The sequence below is a fragment of the Nocardia sp. NPDC047648 genome (genome assembly GCF_040642815.1).
GTDB lineage: Bacteria > Actinomycetota > Actinomycetes > Mycobacteriales > Mycobacteriaceae > Nocardia > Nocardia gamkensis.
Map to the genome: position 1 here is coordinate 371,014 of NZ_JBEYSX010000004.1, position 14,571 is coordinate 385,584.

Sequence of the window (14,571 nt, forward strand, 5' to 3'; positions counted from 1 at the left end):
CCTGGGTCTAGCGGTTCTAATGTGAATGTGGTGAAATGAGTTCACGTTCGAGGCTCCCGGCGCGCGGTGATTTGGGGAAGGTGCGCCGGGCACGCTGCTCTTCCATGTCGGGGTTGCGCGAAGGAGTCGACGATGCGTTCCATTCCGGTGTCCCGGCGTGATCTGTTCGCCTACGCGGCCGCGGCGGCCGTGGTCGGCGTCACCGCGGGGGCAGCTCCCGCCGCCGCGCGGCCCTCGCTCGGCACTCTGATCGATTACGCGGGTGGCGTCCCCTCGGCTGCGGCGATCCGCGACGCCGGACATATCGGCGTGATCCGTTACGTGTCCGACCGCAGGCCGGGCGCGGAGTGGATGGCGGGAAAACCGCTGCGATCCGCCGAAGTCGACGATCTCAAAGCGGCCGGTCTGCAGATCGTCTCGTGCTACCAGTTCGGCAAGGGCCCGACCGCGGACTGGCGCGGCGGGCTGGAAGCGGGCAAACGGCACGCCGAGCGCGGGCTCGCGTTGCACCGCGCCGCCGGCGGTCCGGACAACGTGCCCATCTACGCGTCCATCGACGACAACCCCTCCGCGGTCGACTTCGCCACCATGATCGCGCCGTACCTGCTGGGCTGGCAGGCCGTGCTCGGTCAGGGGAACACCGGCGTCTACGCGAACACCCCGACCATCGAACTGGCCCGCACCGCGGGATTGGGCGCCTGGTACTGGCAGCACAACTGGGGCACACCCAAAGGGTTCGTGCACCCGGCCGCCCACCTGCACCAGTTCGAGATCGACAAGCAGTCCATCGACGGGGTGGGAATCGATGTGAACAACGTGCTCACACCCGAGTACGGGCAGTGGTGAAGCGACCGAGCGCCGCTATGTCTGGCAGTGGCTTATCGGGGTGACGCGCAGGTCGGGTTCGTCGTCCGGGACGACGCGCAGGGTGGGGCGGCTGTCCGGGGCTTCGTGGTTGCCGAGCCAGGAGAACAGCGACCACCGGGACAGGCCGGAGAACGCGGAACCGAGGCTGGCGAACGAGAACGAGGAGATCGCCGACCCGACCGAGCCAACGGACCCGATCGACAACACCGAACCCACGCTGCCGATGGACAGGACCGAGTAGGCCGACCCAATGGACAGGATCGACCCCTCGGAGCGGAAAGACAGGATCGAGCGATGCGAGCGTCTGCTGCGGATCGAATGTGCCGTGCGTATCGAATGATCGATGGTCGCCATACTTAGCGGTCTACCACAGTCCGGACGGCTCGTGGGGCGGCGCGGCGGATCCGTTCGAGGTTGTCGCGGGCTTCCCCGGAACGACCGCGGGCGGCGACCCCGATGGAGTCGCCGCCCTCGATCGAAAGCTCAGCCTACGGTGAAGAATCCGAGCGTCGGCAGGAACGAGCAGGTCCGCGCCTCGGCGTCACCGGACTTCGTGGTCAGCGAGCCGGAGACGACCGCGACGACGCGGCCGAAGCCCGTGTCGGCGATCGCCGACAGCGTCGCGGGGCCGTCCGGGTTGATCTTGGCCTCGTCGGTCAGCGGCAGGACGCCGGACTGACGGGTGTCCAGGTTCAGCCACTGCACCGTCATCGGCGGATTCTGCACCGGCGTCGGCGACTTGGTGCCGAGCGCGGTGAAGACGAACCCGGTCTGACCGGCGCTCGGGCCGGGCGGCGGCAGCGTGGCCGGGCCGGGGACGGCCAGGGCGGTGCCCACCGAGTCGGCGCCAGGGCCGATGCAGCCCTTGCCGATGGTCGGGTACAGGAACTGCGCGATCGCCGGGCCGTCCTGCGGCACCTCGGGACCACCGCCGCCGCTGCCGTCGAGGAAGGTGATGATCCGTTCCAGTGTCGACTTGATCTGCGGCGGCAGGTTCAGGGTGGCCAGCAGCTTGCGCGCCTGATCCAGGATGGCCGACTGCGGGCCTGCGATCCCGCCGGGGGCGGCGATATCCGCCGGGCCCGCGACGGCGCCGACGATTGCTGGGGCGAGCGCGGCCAGCGCATCCACCGGAACACCTTCGGGAACCATGGGAACGCTGTTCGTGAGCGCCGCCGGGGCGGTCGCGGGGGCCGCGATTGCTGTCGTCGGCGCGGCGAGCGTGGCGCTCGCCGCGATGGCGAGCGCGGACAATGCGATCCGCGATCCTCGGGTGCGAAGCACTGGTCTGGCCGTCCTTACCTCGGGTACATCTGGGTTCGATTGCTAAAAGCCATCGTTTCGGGGGTCACTCTAGGGACATTGCGGCTATGTGTACAGCCGCGGCGTCCGAAAGGCGCCGTGGACGATCAGTGTTAGCAGAACATACCGCGCCCTGATGTTACTGGTGTGAAAGTTGATGCAAATGTTACCGGTGGTTCGAGGGTGGAACCGACCGGAAGCGCGCTGCGGTTAATCTAATCGGTGCCGTCCGCGCTGTCGCCAGAACATCCAAGTCCGGGCGTGCCGAACCGACGCACCGCACTCGAGCCGAAAGCCAGCGATTTGAATCGTCACCTCCGATGGGCTTTGTCGGTGCTGGGCCTGTCCGTGCTGGCCCGGTTGCTCTGGATGCTGCTGTCTCCGAACGGGATGAACCTCGTCGACCTGCACGTCTACGTCGGTGGGTCGGCCGCGCTGCTGACCGATCAGCTCTACGACTTCACCTACGCGGAGAAGACCCCGGACTTCCCGTTGCCATTCACCTATCCACCGTTCGCGGCGCTGGTGTTCTTCCCGCTGCACTATCTGCCGTTCACCGTGGTCGCGGTGGCCTGGCTGCTGGCCATAGCCGCGGCGCTGTACGCGGTGGTGCACATCAGTCTCGAGCTGATCTTCGGTGCGCAGCGGCTGCGGACGCCGCAGTGGCAGGCCGCGACCGTCGGCTGGACCGCGCTGGGGTTGTGGCTGGAACCGGTGCGAACCACGATGGACTACGGCCAGGTCAATGTCTTCCTGGTGCTGGGCGGGATGCTCGCGGTGCGCAGTTCGCGGTGGTGGATCTCCGGCGGACTGGTCGGCATCGTCGCGGGCATCAAGTTGACGCCCGCGATCACCGGCCTCTACTTCGTCGCGCGCGGGCGCTGGGCAACCGTGGTGTGGTCGGCGGTGGTCTTCGGCGCGACGGTGGGGCTGAGCTTCTTGATCGCACCCGCCGAGGCGCGCCGGTACTTCGGCACACTGCTCGGGGACGCCGACCGGATCGGCCCGGTGGGGTCGGTGTGGAATCAGTCGTTGCGCGGCACACTCAGCCGGATCCTCGGCTACGACGTGGAGTCCGGCCCGTGGTGGATCGCGGCCGTGCTCGTGGTCGCGGTGCTGGCGTTGCTGGCCTGGCGCGCACTCGGCTCGGACGACCGGCTCGGCACGCTCATCATGGTGCAACTGTTCGGGCTGATGGTCTCGCCGATCTCGTGGTCGCATCACTGGGTGTGGTTGCTGCCGACCGTGCTCTGGCTGGTCTACGGGCCGCTGCGCCGAGCGCCCGGCGCGCGGATCATCGCCGGGTACTGGCTGGTGACCATGTTGGTCGGCGTGCCGTGGGTGTTGTCCTTCTTCCAGGACTCGATCTGGACCATCTCGCGCCCGGGGGTGCTCGCCTGGCTCGGCGCCGTCGACGTGCTCGGCGTGGTGGTGTTCTACCTCTGGGTCATCCGCTTCGGGCCCCGGTACGCCGAATCGGCCGCGGATGAGGAAACGCGCGCGACAACCGAGGGCCCCGCGCGGACTACGTAGGCGCCACCGCGCGGTAGCGGCTCGGGCAAGACCCATCCTCGACGCGACGATGGGCCGAGACTCCCGGTTTCGAGCGAAGCGAGACCGAGCATGTTCTATTCGCGGCCCGGCTCGTGTCCGAGTGGCCGTCGCGTAGGCGACGAAGGAGCAAGCGGCGGTCGCTCGGACACGAGCCATCAAGGGGCCGCGAACACGCCGCGACGGAGTCGCGGCCGAACCAACACAGCGAACACGCAGCGCCGCAGGCGCTGCGAATTCAGCACAGCCGATCTATCTGGTGCGCCAGGGCGACGTCCAGCGCGGTGAGCCCGCCCGCGGAGTGGGTGGACAGGCTGAAGGTGACGTTGCGCCAGCGGATATCGATGTCCGGATGGTGGTCGGCTTCCTCGGCGACTTCGGCGACCCGGCGCACGAGGTCGATGCCCGCGGGAAAGGTGGGCGCCTCGACCGTGCGGACCAGTGCGTCCCCTGATCTGGTCCAGTCCGGCAGTTCGGTGAGGGCCTCGGCGATCTCGATATCGGAGAGCAGTGTCTGCTGGGCCATAACACTCCTTGCTACTCGCCTCGGGCCGCCCCGGAAAGGTGGCGGCGATGGTCAGGCCGCGCGTGCCTGCTTGAGTGCCTTCTTCAGATCCTTGCCGGTGACTCCGGCCGCTTCGCACTTCTTCATCCGCATGATGACCACGGGGCACTTCAGGCAGCGCGTCTTCTTCCGACAGCACTTCTTCTTGGGTTTCAGGCTCGAAACCTTCTTTGCTTTGACCTTGCCCACGGGGGTTAGCGTACCCTAAGTACAAAGCCTGAAACGTTGCGCGAACGGACTGCCGGTAGGGTGTAGCTGGCCGCTATGCCCGGTGAGTTTCGATTCTCCACCTGTCTGCAAGGAGCCCGGCGTGAGCGTCAGGACCCGGAGGCGGCAACCTGCGTAACCGCGCAGGGGTCCCGCTCTCGCAGGACACCGAGCACCATCGGCTCCCACACCGAAACAGCAGGAGGATTCAGGCGTGTCGTCTGCACGCGATTTTCGCAACGTCGCCATCGTGGCCCACGTCGACCACGGCAAGACGACCCTGGTCGACGCCATGCTGCGCCAGTCCGGCGCCTTCGCCGAGCGGGCCGAGCCCGTCGATCGAGTGATGGACTCCGGCGACCTGGAGCGCGAGAAGGGCATCACCATTCTCGCCAAGAACACGGCGGTGCACCGCCACCACCCGGACGGCTCGGTCACCGTCATCAATGTCATCGATACCCCGGGCCACGCCGACTTCGGTGGTGAGGTCGAGCGCGGCCTCTCCATGGTGGACGGTGTCGTGCTGCTGGTGGACGCCTCCGAGGGCCCGCTGCCGCAGACCCGGTTCGTGCTGCGCAAGGCGCTGGCCGCGTCGTTGCCGGTGATCCTGGTCGTGAACAAGACCGACCGCCCCGACGCCCGCATCGAGGAGGTCGTCGAGGAAAGTCACGACCTGCTGCTCGACTTGGCCTCCGATCTGGACGACGCCGCCGCCGAAGCCGCCGAGCTCGCGCTCGACCTTCCGGTGCTGTACGCCTCCGGGCGGGAGGGCAAGGCGTCCAAGGAACGTCCGGAGAACGGCAACGCCCCGGCCGCGGAGAACCTCGACGCGCTGTTCGACGTGCTGCTGGAATACATTCCCGCGCCGAAGGGCGATCAGACCGCGCCGTTGCAGGCGCACGTCACCAACCTGGACGCCTCGGCCTTCCTCGGCCGTCTCGCGCTGGTCCGCGTCCACAACGGCGAACTGCGCAAGGGGCAGAACGTCGCGTGGATGCACGCCGACGGCGTCAAGCAGGTGAAGATCACCGAGCTGCTGCAGACCATCGGCGTCGAGCGTCAGCCGGGTGAGGTCGCCGTGGCGGGCGACATCGTCGCCATCGCGGGCATCCCGGAGATCATGATCGGCGACACCCTCGCCGACATCGACGATCCGGTCGCGCTGCCGCGCATCACCGTCGACGAGCCCGCCATCTCGGTCACCATCGGCACCAACACCTCGCCGCTGGTCGGCCGGGTGCAGGGCCACAAGCTGACCGCCCGCATGGTGAAGGCGCGCCTGGACCAGGAGCTGGTCGGCAACGTGTCGCTGCGCGTGCTCGACATCGGCCGCCCGGACGCATGGGAGGTACAGGGCCGTGGTGAGCTGGCGCTGGCCATCCTGGTCGAGACCATGCGCCGCGAGGGCTTCGAGCTGACCGTCGGCAAGCCGCAGGTGGTCACCAAGCAGGTCGACGGCAAGGTGCACGAGCCGTACGAAGAGCTGACCATCGACTGCCCCGACGAGTACCTCGGCGCGATCACCCAGCTGCTGGCCGCGCGCAAGGGCAAGATGGTGCAGATGAGCAACCACGCCGCGGGTTGGGTGCGGATGGAGTTCATCGTTCCCTCGCGTGGCCTGATCGGCTTCCGCACCGACTTCCTCACCGAGACCCGCGGCACCGGCATCGCCAACGCCGTGTCGCACGGCTACGCGCCGTGGGCGGGCGAGATCCGCGCCAGGCACACCGGCTCGCTGGTCTCCGACCGGTCGGGCACGGTGACGCCGTTCGCCATGATCCAGCTCGCCGACCGCGGGCAGTTCTTCGTGGAGCCGGGCGCGGACACCTACGAGGGGCACGTCGTCGGAGTCAACCCGCGCGCGGAGGATCTCGACATCAACGTCACGCGCGAGAAGAAGCTGACCAACATGCGCAGCTCGACCGCCGATGTGATCGAGACCCTGGCCAAGCCGCTGCAACTGGATCTCGAAGGCGCCATGGAGTTCTGCGCCGCCGACGAGTGCGTGGAGGTCACCCCGGAAGTGGTTCGGATCCGCAAGGTGGTCCTCGGGCAGAACGAACGTGCCCGGGAACTGTCCCGGCGCAAGGCGCGTGACCGCGCGGCGCTGTAATCAGCTCGGATGGAACGGGATTCGGTGTCCGCGGGGACGCCGGATCCCGTTCCGGTCGGTGCGCGAGCCGGAAGGTGTTCGCGCTGGAGGGCCGCGGATTCGACTCGCGTACGCCTGAGGATCGTCGGAAATTCATCCGTGATGCAATTCGGGGCGAGCGCGGCAATCGGAATATCCTCGATACGGCTTCGTGATGTGGTTTGCGGACCGGGTCCGATGCCGCATCTGCCTTCCGAACGACATCGAGTATTTCTATGGCATTCTCGGCCATTTCTCCTGCGCTGTAGGACCATGGAACGAAGTATTCATATTCTCCGTGTAGGGAATCGCTGACCGGTGCGCGTGTTCTTCGCGGGGAACAGGTGAGAATTCGGTACGGGACTTGGATGTAGAATGTTTTGCGTCATCCAATGGAATTCGCATAATTACTGCGCGTTCGATTCATTCCGATCTCACGGTTGTGGTCACCCGGACGGTCGAGGAGATGCCGTTGTCGGGATCGGAGGGCTTGACGTGCAGCTATGGCAGGCATGCGCCTGGAGTGGGGGCACCGGATCGCTGCTTCGCGTAGGCGGGTTCCTTCTCCCGGTCGGCGTTTCGGTGCGATTGTTCACTTACGCGAACGAGTGAAATCAGATCGCGCTTTCGCGAACGTAGGCGATCGGCAGGAGAATTGTCGGAAGTCAGTGCGTCGGTGCAACCTCGGATATCGCTCCGTAGCGGGTACGCCGAATATTTGCCGAGATTCGGCCCGGTATGGACGGGTCGTCTCACCGGCGCTGCGACGCACTCATGTTTGCGCGTCCGCGGATATCCGATGGGCCGCGTCGTTTACCCGCTCGGCAGCGGGAATCTGGGAACGGCCTCGACCGTACGGTAGAGTTCCCGAGCGTGAAAGTGGGCGCAGGAAAACGCGCAGCGTGGCGCACGTTGTTGCCGGCCGTGGCAGTGCTGACCTTGATCAGCAGCTGTGCCGCGAATCCGCCGCCGCCCATCGAGAGCACCGACAGTCCGAAGACCACACCGGTCAAGCCCGCGGAGACGACCGTGGTCGTCGCCCTGGACACCATCGGTACCGCCTTCAATCCGCACCTGCGCTCGGACCAGTCCGCCGCCACCTCGGCGATCGCCTCCCTGGTGCTGCCGAGCCCGTTTCGGCCGGTACCCGATCCGGCGCGGCCGGGCGCGACGGCATGGGTGCCGGATTCGTCGTTGCTGGTCTCCGCCGAAGTGACCGCGCAGGAACCGTTCACGATCACCTACAAGCTGCGCAACGAGGCGTCCTGGTCGGACGGAGCGCCGATCGCGGCCGAGGACTTCCGCTACCTGTGGCAGGAGATGATCTCCGAACCGGGAGTCGTCGATCCGGCCGGATACCGGATGATCTCGGATGTGAACTCCTCGGCGGGTGGCAAGACGGTCACCGTCGTGATGGCGCAGCCCTACCCGGGCTGGCGCGAGTTGTTCACCGATCTGCTGCCGTCCCATCTACTCAAGGACGCGCCCGGCGGGTTCGCCAGGGGGATGAACGGCCAGGTCAACGGGGTCCGGGTGTCCGGCGGCCCGTTCGGGATCCGCTCGGCGGACCCGGGCCGTGACGAGATGCTGCTGGAACGCAACGACCGTTTCTGGGGCACACCGGCGATGCCGGGCCAGATCCTGCTGCGCCGCGGCGGCACGCCCGCGCAGCTGGCGGGCTCGCTGCGCACCGGAGACATCCAGATGGCGCTGGTCCACGGTGGCGTGGCGACCCAGGCGCAGTTGGGGGCGATTCCCTCCGTGCGGACCGCGATCATGCCGCAGTCGCGGGTGCTGCAAATGGCGCTCAACGGGCGCAAAGGCGAACTGAGCGATCCCAGGGTCCGTTCGGGTGTGCTGGCGCTGCTCGATCCCGCTCTGCTGGCGACGGTCGGCGCCCAGACCGGCAATTGGGTGGAACCGGCTCGCGCGCAAGTGCTCGCGCCGTCCGATCCCGGTTACGCCCCGACCGCTCCGCCGCGTCCGTCGGCGGAGGAGGCGTTCGCGCTGCTCGCCGCCGCGGGTTACGGCCGGGCGCCGGAGCCGCCGCCCGCTGTCTCCCCGACCTCGCCCGCCCCGCAGCCGCGCACCCTCGGCAAGGACGGCAAGCCGCTGGCCGTGCGCATCGGCGCGGTGGATCGGGACGCCACCGCCTTGGCCGTGGCCAATACCGCTGCCGACCAGCTGCGCAGCGCGGGCATCGACGCCACCGTGCGCAGCGTCGCCGCCGATGAGCTCTACGGCAAGGAACTGATCGATGGCACGGTCGACGCGATCGTCGGCTGGGAGGTGGCCGGATCCGATCCAGCCACCGTGCTGGCGTCCCGCTACGGATGCCCGCCGCCCGCGCTGCCGGGGATCACCGGCCCGGCGCAGGCCATCGCCGAGGCGGCGCAACGCGCGCCGAGCAACCTGTCCGGGATATGCGATCCGACGCTGCAACCCGCGATCGACGAGGCTCTGCGGGGCGGCGACGTGGGACGGGTGATCGCCGAAGCGGAGCCCAAACTGTGGGCCATGGCGACCGTACTGCCGATCGTGCAGGACAACGCCGTCGCGGCGTCCGGTCCCCGGCTGGACGGCGCCTCGCTCAGCGGCGCGATCCAGGTCGGCATCTTCGGCGACGCGTCCATGTGGCGCAGGATTCCGTGACCGCGGGGACGGGCGGGCTGCTGCTGGTGCACGCCCACCCGGACGACGAGTCCATCACCACCGGAGGCACGATCGCGCATTACCGCCGTCGCGGCGTGCCGGTCACCGTGCTCACCTGCACGCTCGGCGAGGAGGGCGAGGTGATCGGCGACGAGTGGGCGCTGCTCGCCGCGCAGCACGCCGACCAGCTCGGCGGCTATCGCATCCTCGAGCTGACCCGTGCGCTGGCGGCGTTGAACGCGGGCCCGCCGCGCTTTCTCGGCGGCGCGGGACGCTGGCGCGACTCCGGAATGGCGGGTACGCCCGCCGCGCACAAGCCCCGGGTATTCGTGCGCTCCGGGGACGAAGCGGTGCGGGCCCTCACCGACGTGGTGCTCGAGCTACGGCCGCGCGTCGTGGTCGGCTACGACCCGAACGGCGGCTACGGCCACCCGGACCACATCCGAGCACACGAGATCACCACGGCTGCCGTGCAGGTGGCGGCGGGCGAGGGCTGGGACACCCCGAAGTACTACTGGACCGTCACCGACGCCGACATGCTGCGCCTGCACACCGCCGCGCTGGCCCGGCGCACGGCCGCGGGCCTGCCCGGCGCCCTGCCACCCGGTTGGCGGCTGCCCGCCGAAGGCGAGCTCGCGAGCGTGCCCAGTGACGCGGTGACCACCACGATCGACGTGTCCGACGTTCTGACGGCCAAGCGCGCCGCGCTGCGGGCACACGCCACCCAGGTCACCGTCGCGCCGTCCGGCCGGGAATTCGCCCTGTCGAACAAAGTCGCCCAGCCGGTCCTGCCCGAAGAGCACTTCATCCTGGTGCGGGGGCGGCGTGGTCCGCTCGGGCCGGACGGGCGGGAGCACGATCTGTTCGCCGGACTGGAGTGACCGGGCGCCGCCGATGTTGTCGCCCGAGGGTTGCCATCCGGCGGTGCCCGCGCGGCGGGTACCGTTCGGCGTGATCTCGGGACATCGAAATGGAGGAACCGGCGTTTCATGACCGCGCGCGGCGACGAAACTCATCTCAGCATCGAGGACCACGGTTACCACAAGAGTCTGAAGCCGCGGCAGCTGCAGATGATCGCGATCGGCGGCGCCATCGGCACCGGCCTGTTCCTCGGCGCAGGCGGGCGGCTGGCCAGCGCAGGCCCCGGGTTGTTCCTGGTCTACGGAGTCTGCGGGTTCTTCGCGTTCCTGATCCTGCGCGCGCTCGGTGAACTCGTCCTGCACCGGCCCTCCTCGGGGTCGTTCGTCTCCTACGCGCGCGAGTTCTTCGGCGAGAAGGCCGCCTTCGTCGCGGGCTGGATGTACTTCCTGAACTGGTCGATGACCGGTATCGCCGACACCACCGCGATAGCGCAGTACTTCCACTACTGGTCCGGGTTCGCCGCCATCCCGCAGTGGGTTCTCGCGCTGGTCGCGCTGGTCCTCGTGCTGAGCGTCAACCTGATCTCGGTGAAATGGTTCGGCGAGATGGAATTCTGGGCCGCGCTGGTGAAGGTGTTCGCGCTCAGCGCGTTCCTGATCGTCGGCACGATCTTCCTGCTCGGTCGCTTCACCGTGCACGGTGAAGCGACCGGCCCGAGCGTGGTCGCCGATCACGGCGGCCTGTTCCCGACCGGCATCATGCCGCTGGTCGTGGTGGTATCCGGTGTCGTCTTCGCCTACGCCGCGGTCGAATTGGTCGGCACCGCGGCGGGCGAGACGGAGCACCCGGAGAAGATCATGCCGCGGGCGATCAATTCGGTGATCGCCCGGATCGCCGTCTTCTACGTCGGTTCGCTGGTGCTGCTCGGGTTGTTGCTGCCGTACACGCGGTACACCGCCGACGAGAGCCCCTTCGTCACGTTCTTCACCATGCTCGGCGTCCCCGGGATCGGCAGCGTGATGAATCTCGTGGTGCTCACCGCGGCGTTCTCCAGCTTGAACGCCGGCCTGTACTCGACCGGCCGCATCCTGCGCTCGATGTCGATGAACGGCAGCGCGCCGAAATTCACCGGGGTGATGGGCGGCAACGGCGTCCCCTACGGCGGCATCCTGCTCACCAGCCTGATCGCGCTGGTCGGTATCGCGCTCAACGGCATCGTCCCGAATCGGGCGTTCGAGATCGTGCTGAACATGGCGTCGCTGGGCATCGTGGCCTCGTGGGCCACCATCGTGCTGTGCCAGCTGCAATTGTGGCGCTGGTCCACTCGGGGACGCATCGAGCGGCCCGCGTTCCGCATGTTCGGCGCGCCCTACACCGGCCTGCTCACGCTGGTGTTCCTGTTCTTCGTCGTCGTGCTCACCGGGTTCGACTATCCGGTGGGAACCTGGACCGTCGCGACCCTGGCCCTGATCGTCCCCGCGCTGATCGTCGGCTGGTTTGCCGCGCGTAAGCGGGTGCTGGCCATCGCGGCGGAGCGTGGCGGTCCAACCGGCGAGTTCCCGGCGGTCGCGGCGCTGCCTGCCGACCGGGAGAACTGATCATGCATCTCGTAGCGCCGGAATAGACTCGGCAGTATGTACAACTGGGAGCTCCAGAACGCGATCGCGGCGTTCGTCGAAAGCATGCGGCCGCACTGGCCCGAACAGCACGACATGTATATGACGGTGCTGTACGCGTTCGCCGATATGCAGAGCCACCTGCTGACCCTCCTCGGCTACCCGCCGGTGCCGTGACGACGAAGCTCGATGACCACGCGGGCGATCGGGCTCCTGTGGCAGCAGCGGATGCCCGCCGTCCCATGGGCGTCGTCGGCTCGGTGATCCTGGTGCTCCTGGTCCTGAACGCCCTGCTCACCCTGGCGCTCGAGGCGCTGTACTTGCCGACCTACCTGGGCTCCGTCGCCTTCCCGGCGTCCGCCGTGGTGGCGGGGGTGGTGAACGTCCTGCTCGTCGCGGGGGCGCGATCGGTGACCCGGCGTCCCGCCGTGCTGGGTCTGCCGGTGGTGGCCTGGGCGTTCGGCTTCCTGGTCTGCGCGAGCGCCGGTCCGGGCGGTGACATTCTGCTGGGCAGCGATTGGCGGACGGCGCTGTTGTTGTTCGGCGGGCTGCTGCCGCCGTTGGGGTACCTCTACATCCAGGCGAACGCGAGCCTCTTCCGCCATCACTGATCTCGGCGGCCGGACCGCCGAGGTCGCGTTGCGGGTGTACGTGCCGCGGACGTCCGATGCCGTTGCTCGGCAACCGATCAGCGACATCCGCCCGGTGGGTCAGCGCGCACCCGGTAGCCCCGGTGTGACCGCTTCGATGAGACCCCACGCCTCGCCCGCGGGCAGGTCGACCACCGCGTAGCGCTTCTTGCCCGCCGCGGTGGCCGCGACCACCGTGGCGACTCCCGCACGCCGCTGGAAGAAGGTCCGGCGCACCGTCCAGCCGATCACGCCGGGGGCCTCCAGGCAGTCGCGGTCCCGGTCCAGCGACCCGGACCGGGTGATCAGCCAGGCCGGGCCGGTGGGCGTGCGGGGCAGTACCGCGTGGCCGAGGCCGCGATAGCGGTCCTCCGCGAGCGCGAGCGCGATCGGTAGCGCGAGGCCGGGCACCAGCCACCACCACGGTGAATAGTGCTCTCCGGCAAGGGAGAAGAAGACCGGTACCGCGGCGATCAGGACGACCGGCGCGAGCGCACGGGTATGCCTGCGGCGCCGCGCGGCGGGCCCATGTGCGATAAGCGGAGCGCTTCCCGGCTCCGGCACGGTGTGCGAGTCCGACGCCCCCGCGCCGGTGGGCCTCGCGTCCGGACGGAGCGCAATATCGTTGTCGTGCACCTCCTGCGGGGCCAGGAGATGGCCGAGGGTGTGTTCGACGGCCTCGCGCGGGGCCTGCGGCAGGATCTTCTGGCGCGGGTTCTCCCCGGTCATGATCGCTTCGAGTTCGGCGCCGCCGGCAAGGCGCAGCAGCAAGGGTTCGTTGACCGTCGCCCCGCGCAGCCGCGCCCGGTCGAGCGTGATCTGACGGGTGGTGAACAGGCCGTGGCGCAGCTGCAAGGTTTTGCCGTCGTCGCGCACGCGCAGTCCGAAATAAGTGGTCAGATAGTGCGCGCACGCGGCAGCGCTGACCACGAGGACGATGGCGCACAGCAGCGCCCCCGCGGCGAGCGCGAGAACGAGCACGCCGCCGTCTTCCACGTCGTGTACCGCGTCCGACCGGAACACGATCTCGCCGAGCCCGTATTGCAGCGCGAAGCCGACGATCGGGGCGATGATCGCGAACCCGGTCAGCGACAGCGGGGCGTAACGCACCCACGCCGGACTCCAGTGCCCGATCTCGCGTGCCCGCGTGCGCGGCGCGGCGAAGCCACCGGATTCGTTCTGCCCCGGCTCTTTCCGGTCTTCGGACTGCTCAGCCCGCGTGGCCGTGTGGGCGAGCAGCGCGGCCCGTAACGGCGGCACGACCCGCGTGTCCAGGGCGTCGAGCTTGAACTGCTCACCCGAATCGGCCTGCTGGCCGGTGCCGATCGCCAGCACCGCGAGTCCGAGAGCCCGGTGCAGCAGGTCGGCTTCGATGTCCACCGAGCGGATGCGTGAGCGCGGCACCGACAGCTTCTTGCGTTGCAGCAGGCCGGTGCGCAACTCGACGTGCGTCGGCCCGACCCGATACGTCGTGGTGAACCAGCGGGTCAGCGCGAAGCCCACGATCAGCGCGAGCGGAATGATGCTCCACACGTGGTTGCCGCTGCTGGTGCCGAGGATCACCGAACCGATCAGCACCGGGATGAACTTCACCACCTCTGTGATGGGGTGGACCAGCAGCATCCGCTTGTCCAGCCGCTGCCACGGCTGTTCGGCCCGCGCGGCGTCCACCGCCGGTGCGCCACTCATGTCGCGTCGCCGCGATGCTGGGCGGCGATGCTGGTCAGCCGCGTCACGGTTTCCTCGGCGACCGGCAGATCGAGCGCGCTGATCTGGACCGCCCCCGCGGAGGACGCGGTGGTCACGGTGACCGTGGCCAGTCCGAGCAGGCGCTCCAGCGGCCCGCGTTCGGTGTCGACGGTCTGTACGCGCGAGATCGGCGCGACCCGGCTCTCCTGGGTGAGCCAGCCGACCCGGGTGTAGACCGCCTCGTCGGTGACCTCCCAGCGGTGCACGGCGTAGCGCCACCACGGGGCCACCGCGATGTTCAGCGCGGCGGGCACCAGCGCGACCAGGAAGAAGCCGAGCTGCCATCCACGATGCGCGGAGTCGAGCAGCGACCACACCAGCAGAGCCGCGAACGGAATCACCCAGCCCAGCGCTGCCTGCGCGGTCCACAGGAGCCTCGCCTTGGGACTGGGGCGCCAGGCCGGATCGGCCATGATCGTGCGCGGCTGCGACATGCTGCCA

General features: G+C 68.6%; 14 protein-coding genes. 8 read left to right on the forward strand and 6 right to left on the reverse strand.

Translation table 11 applies throughout. The features are described from left to right. Positions 1 to 132 precede the first annotated feature (132 nt). Entirely contained in the window at positions 133 to 846 is a 714-nt protein-coding gene (locus ABZ803_RS12780; protein WP_357036205.1) for a DUF1906 domain-containing protein, read from the forward strand. A gap of 15 nt (positions 847 to 861) precedes the next feature. On the opposite strand, the gene ABZ803_RS12785 is transcribed toward ABZ803_RS12780, so the two are convergent. Together ABZ803_RS12785 and ABZ803_RS12790 are read right to left on the reverse strand one after the other, a co-directional pair. Continuing rightward, positions 862 to 1,221, reverse strand: coding sequence for a hypothetical protein (locus tag ABZ803_RS12785; protein ID WP_062974541.1), 360 nt, complete (start codon positions 1,219 to 1,221; stop codon positions 862 to 864). A gap of 129 nt (positions 1,222 to 1,350) precedes the next feature. Further along, positions 1,351 to 2,151, reverse strand: a complete 801-nt coding sequence (locus ABZ803_RS12790) for a hypothetical protein (RefSeq protein ID WP_357036209.1) — start codon at positions 2,149 to 2,151, stop codon at positions 1,351 to 1,353. A gap of 279 nt (positions 2,152 to 2,430) precedes the next feature. On the opposite strand from ABZ803_RS12790, the gene ABZ803_RS12795 reads away from it, so the two are divergent. Continuing rightward, a complete protein-coding gene (locus ABZ803_RS12795) occupies positions 2,431 to 3,702 on the forward strand; it encodes a mannosyltransferase (RefSeq protein ID WP_357036212.1) in 1,272 nt (423 codons plus the stop codon). A 256-nt stretch (positions 3,703 to 3,958) separates the two neighbouring features. Here the strand turns inward: ABZ803_RS12795 and ABZ803_RS12800 are convergent, their stop codons facing one another. Beyond that, entirely contained in the window at positions 3,959 to 4,246 is a 288-nt protein-coding gene (locus ABZ803_RS12800) for a 4a-hydroxytetrahydrobiopterin dehydratase (RefSeq protein ID WP_040869527.1), read from the reverse strand. A 51-nt stretch (positions 4,247 to 4,297) separates the two neighbouring features. Beyond that, positions 4,298 to 4,474 carry a hypothetical protein gene (locus tag ABZ803_RS12805; RefSeq protein WP_085994939.1) on the reverse strand — a complete coding sequence of 59 codons (177 nt, stop codon included), beginning with the start codon at positions 4,472 to 4,474 and terminating at the stop codon, positions 4,298 to 4,300. A 232-nt stretch (positions 4,475 to 4,706) separates the two neighbouring features. On the opposite strand from ABZ803_RS12805, the gene typA reads away from it, so the two are divergent. The 6 genes from typA to ABZ803_RS12835 all read left to right on the forward strand — a co-directional run bounded on the left by typA (position 4,707) and on the right by ABZ803_RS12835 (position 12,363). Next, complete coding sequence (typA, locus tag ABZ803_RS12810) at positions 4,707 to 6,605, forward strand: translational GTPase TypA (protein WP_357036216.1); 1,899 nt, start codon at positions 4,707 to 4,709, stop codon at positions 6,603 to 6,605. 897 nt (positions 6,606 to 7,502) lie between these two features. Then, complete coding sequence (locus ABZ803_RS12815; RefSeq protein ID WP_357036375.1) at positions 7,503 to 9,275, forward strand: ABC transporter family substrate-binding protein; 1,773 nt, start codon at positions 7,503 to 7,505, stop codon at positions 9,273 to 9,275. Continuing rightward, a complete protein-coding gene (mshB, locus tag ABZ803_RS12820) occupies positions 9,272 to 10,156 on the forward strand; it encodes an N-acetyl-1-D-myo-inositol-2-amino-2-deoxy-alpha-D-glucopyranoside deacetylase (protein ID WP_357036218.1) in 885 nt (294 codons plus the stop codon). The genes ABZ803_RS12815 and mshB overlap by 4 nt, the downstream gene beginning before the upstream one ends. 108 nt (positions 10,157 to 10,264) lie before the next feature. Further along, positions 10,265 to 11,734: an amino acid permease gene (locus ABZ803_RS12825; protein WP_357036221.1), complete on the forward strand. Its 1,470-nt coding sequence runs from the start codon at positions 10,265 to 10,267 to the stop codon at positions 11,732 to 11,734. A 36-nt stretch (positions 11,735 to 11,770) separates the two neighbouring features. Then, positions 11,771 to 11,929, forward strand: coding sequence for a hypothetical protein (locus tag ABZ803_RS12830; RefSeq protein ID WP_168434053.1), 159 nt, complete (start codon positions 11,771 to 11,773; stop codon positions 11,927 to 11,929). After that, positions 11,926 to 12,363, forward strand: a complete 438-nt coding sequence (locus ABZ803_RS12835; protein WP_062974548.1) for a hypothetical protein — start codon at positions 11,926 to 11,928, stop codon at positions 12,361 to 12,363. The genes ABZ803_RS12830 and ABZ803_RS12835 overlap by 4 nt, the downstream gene beginning before the upstream one ends. A 99-nt stretch (positions 12,364 to 12,462) precedes the next feature. On the opposite strand, the gene ABZ803_RS12840 is transcribed toward ABZ803_RS12835, so the two are convergent. Together ABZ803_RS12840 and ABZ803_RS12845 are read right to left on the reverse strand one after the other, a co-directional pair. Further along, the gene (locus tag ABZ803_RS12840; RefSeq protein WP_357036225.1) at positions 12,463 to 14,070 is read right to left on the reverse strand and encodes a PH domain-containing protein; all 1,608 of its coding nucleotides are present in this window, start codon (positions 14,068 to 14,070) and stop codon (positions 12,463 to 12,465) included. After that, positions 14,067 to 14,564, reverse strand: a complete 498-nt coding sequence (locus ABZ803_RS12845; RefSeq protein WP_357036228.1) for a PH domain-containing protein — start codon at positions 14,562 to 14,564, stop codon at positions 14,067 to 14,069. The genes ABZ803_RS12840 and ABZ803_RS12845 overlap by 4 nt, the downstream gene beginning before the upstream one ends. Between the last annotated feature and the right edge of the window lie 7 nt (positions 14,565 to 14,571).

Bases quoted from the DNA above. Each gene is read 5' to 3' on its own strand.
- ABZ803_RS12780 (WP_357036205.1), top strand. From the start codon at position 133: ATGCGTTCCATTCCGGTGTCCCGGCGTGATCTGTTCGCCTACGCGGCC.
- ABZ803_RS12785 (WP_062974541.1), bottom strand. From the start codon at position 1,221: ATGGCGACCATCGATCATTCGATACGCACGGCACATTCGATCCGCAGC.
- ABZ803_RS12800 (WP_040869527.1), bottom strand. From the start codon at position 4,246: ATGGCCCAGCAGACACTGCTCTCCGATATCGAGATCGCCGAGGCCCTC.
- ABZ803_RS12825 (WP_357036221.1), top strand. From the start codon at position 10,265: ATGACCGCGCGCGGCGACGAAACTCATCTCAGCATCGAGGACCACGGT.
- ABZ803_RS12830 (WP_168434053.1), top strand. From the start codon at position 11,771: ATGTACAACTGGGAGCTCCAGAACGCGATCGCGGCGTTCGTCGAAAGC.
- ABZ803_RS12840 (WP_357036225.1), bottom strand. From the start codon at position 14,070: ATGAGTGGCGCACCGGCGGTGGACGCCGCGCGGGCCGAACAGCCGTGG.
- ABZ803_RS12845 (WP_357036228.1), bottom strand. From the start codon at position 14,564: ATGTCGCAGCCGCGCACGATCATGGCCGATCCGGCCTGGCGCCCCAGT.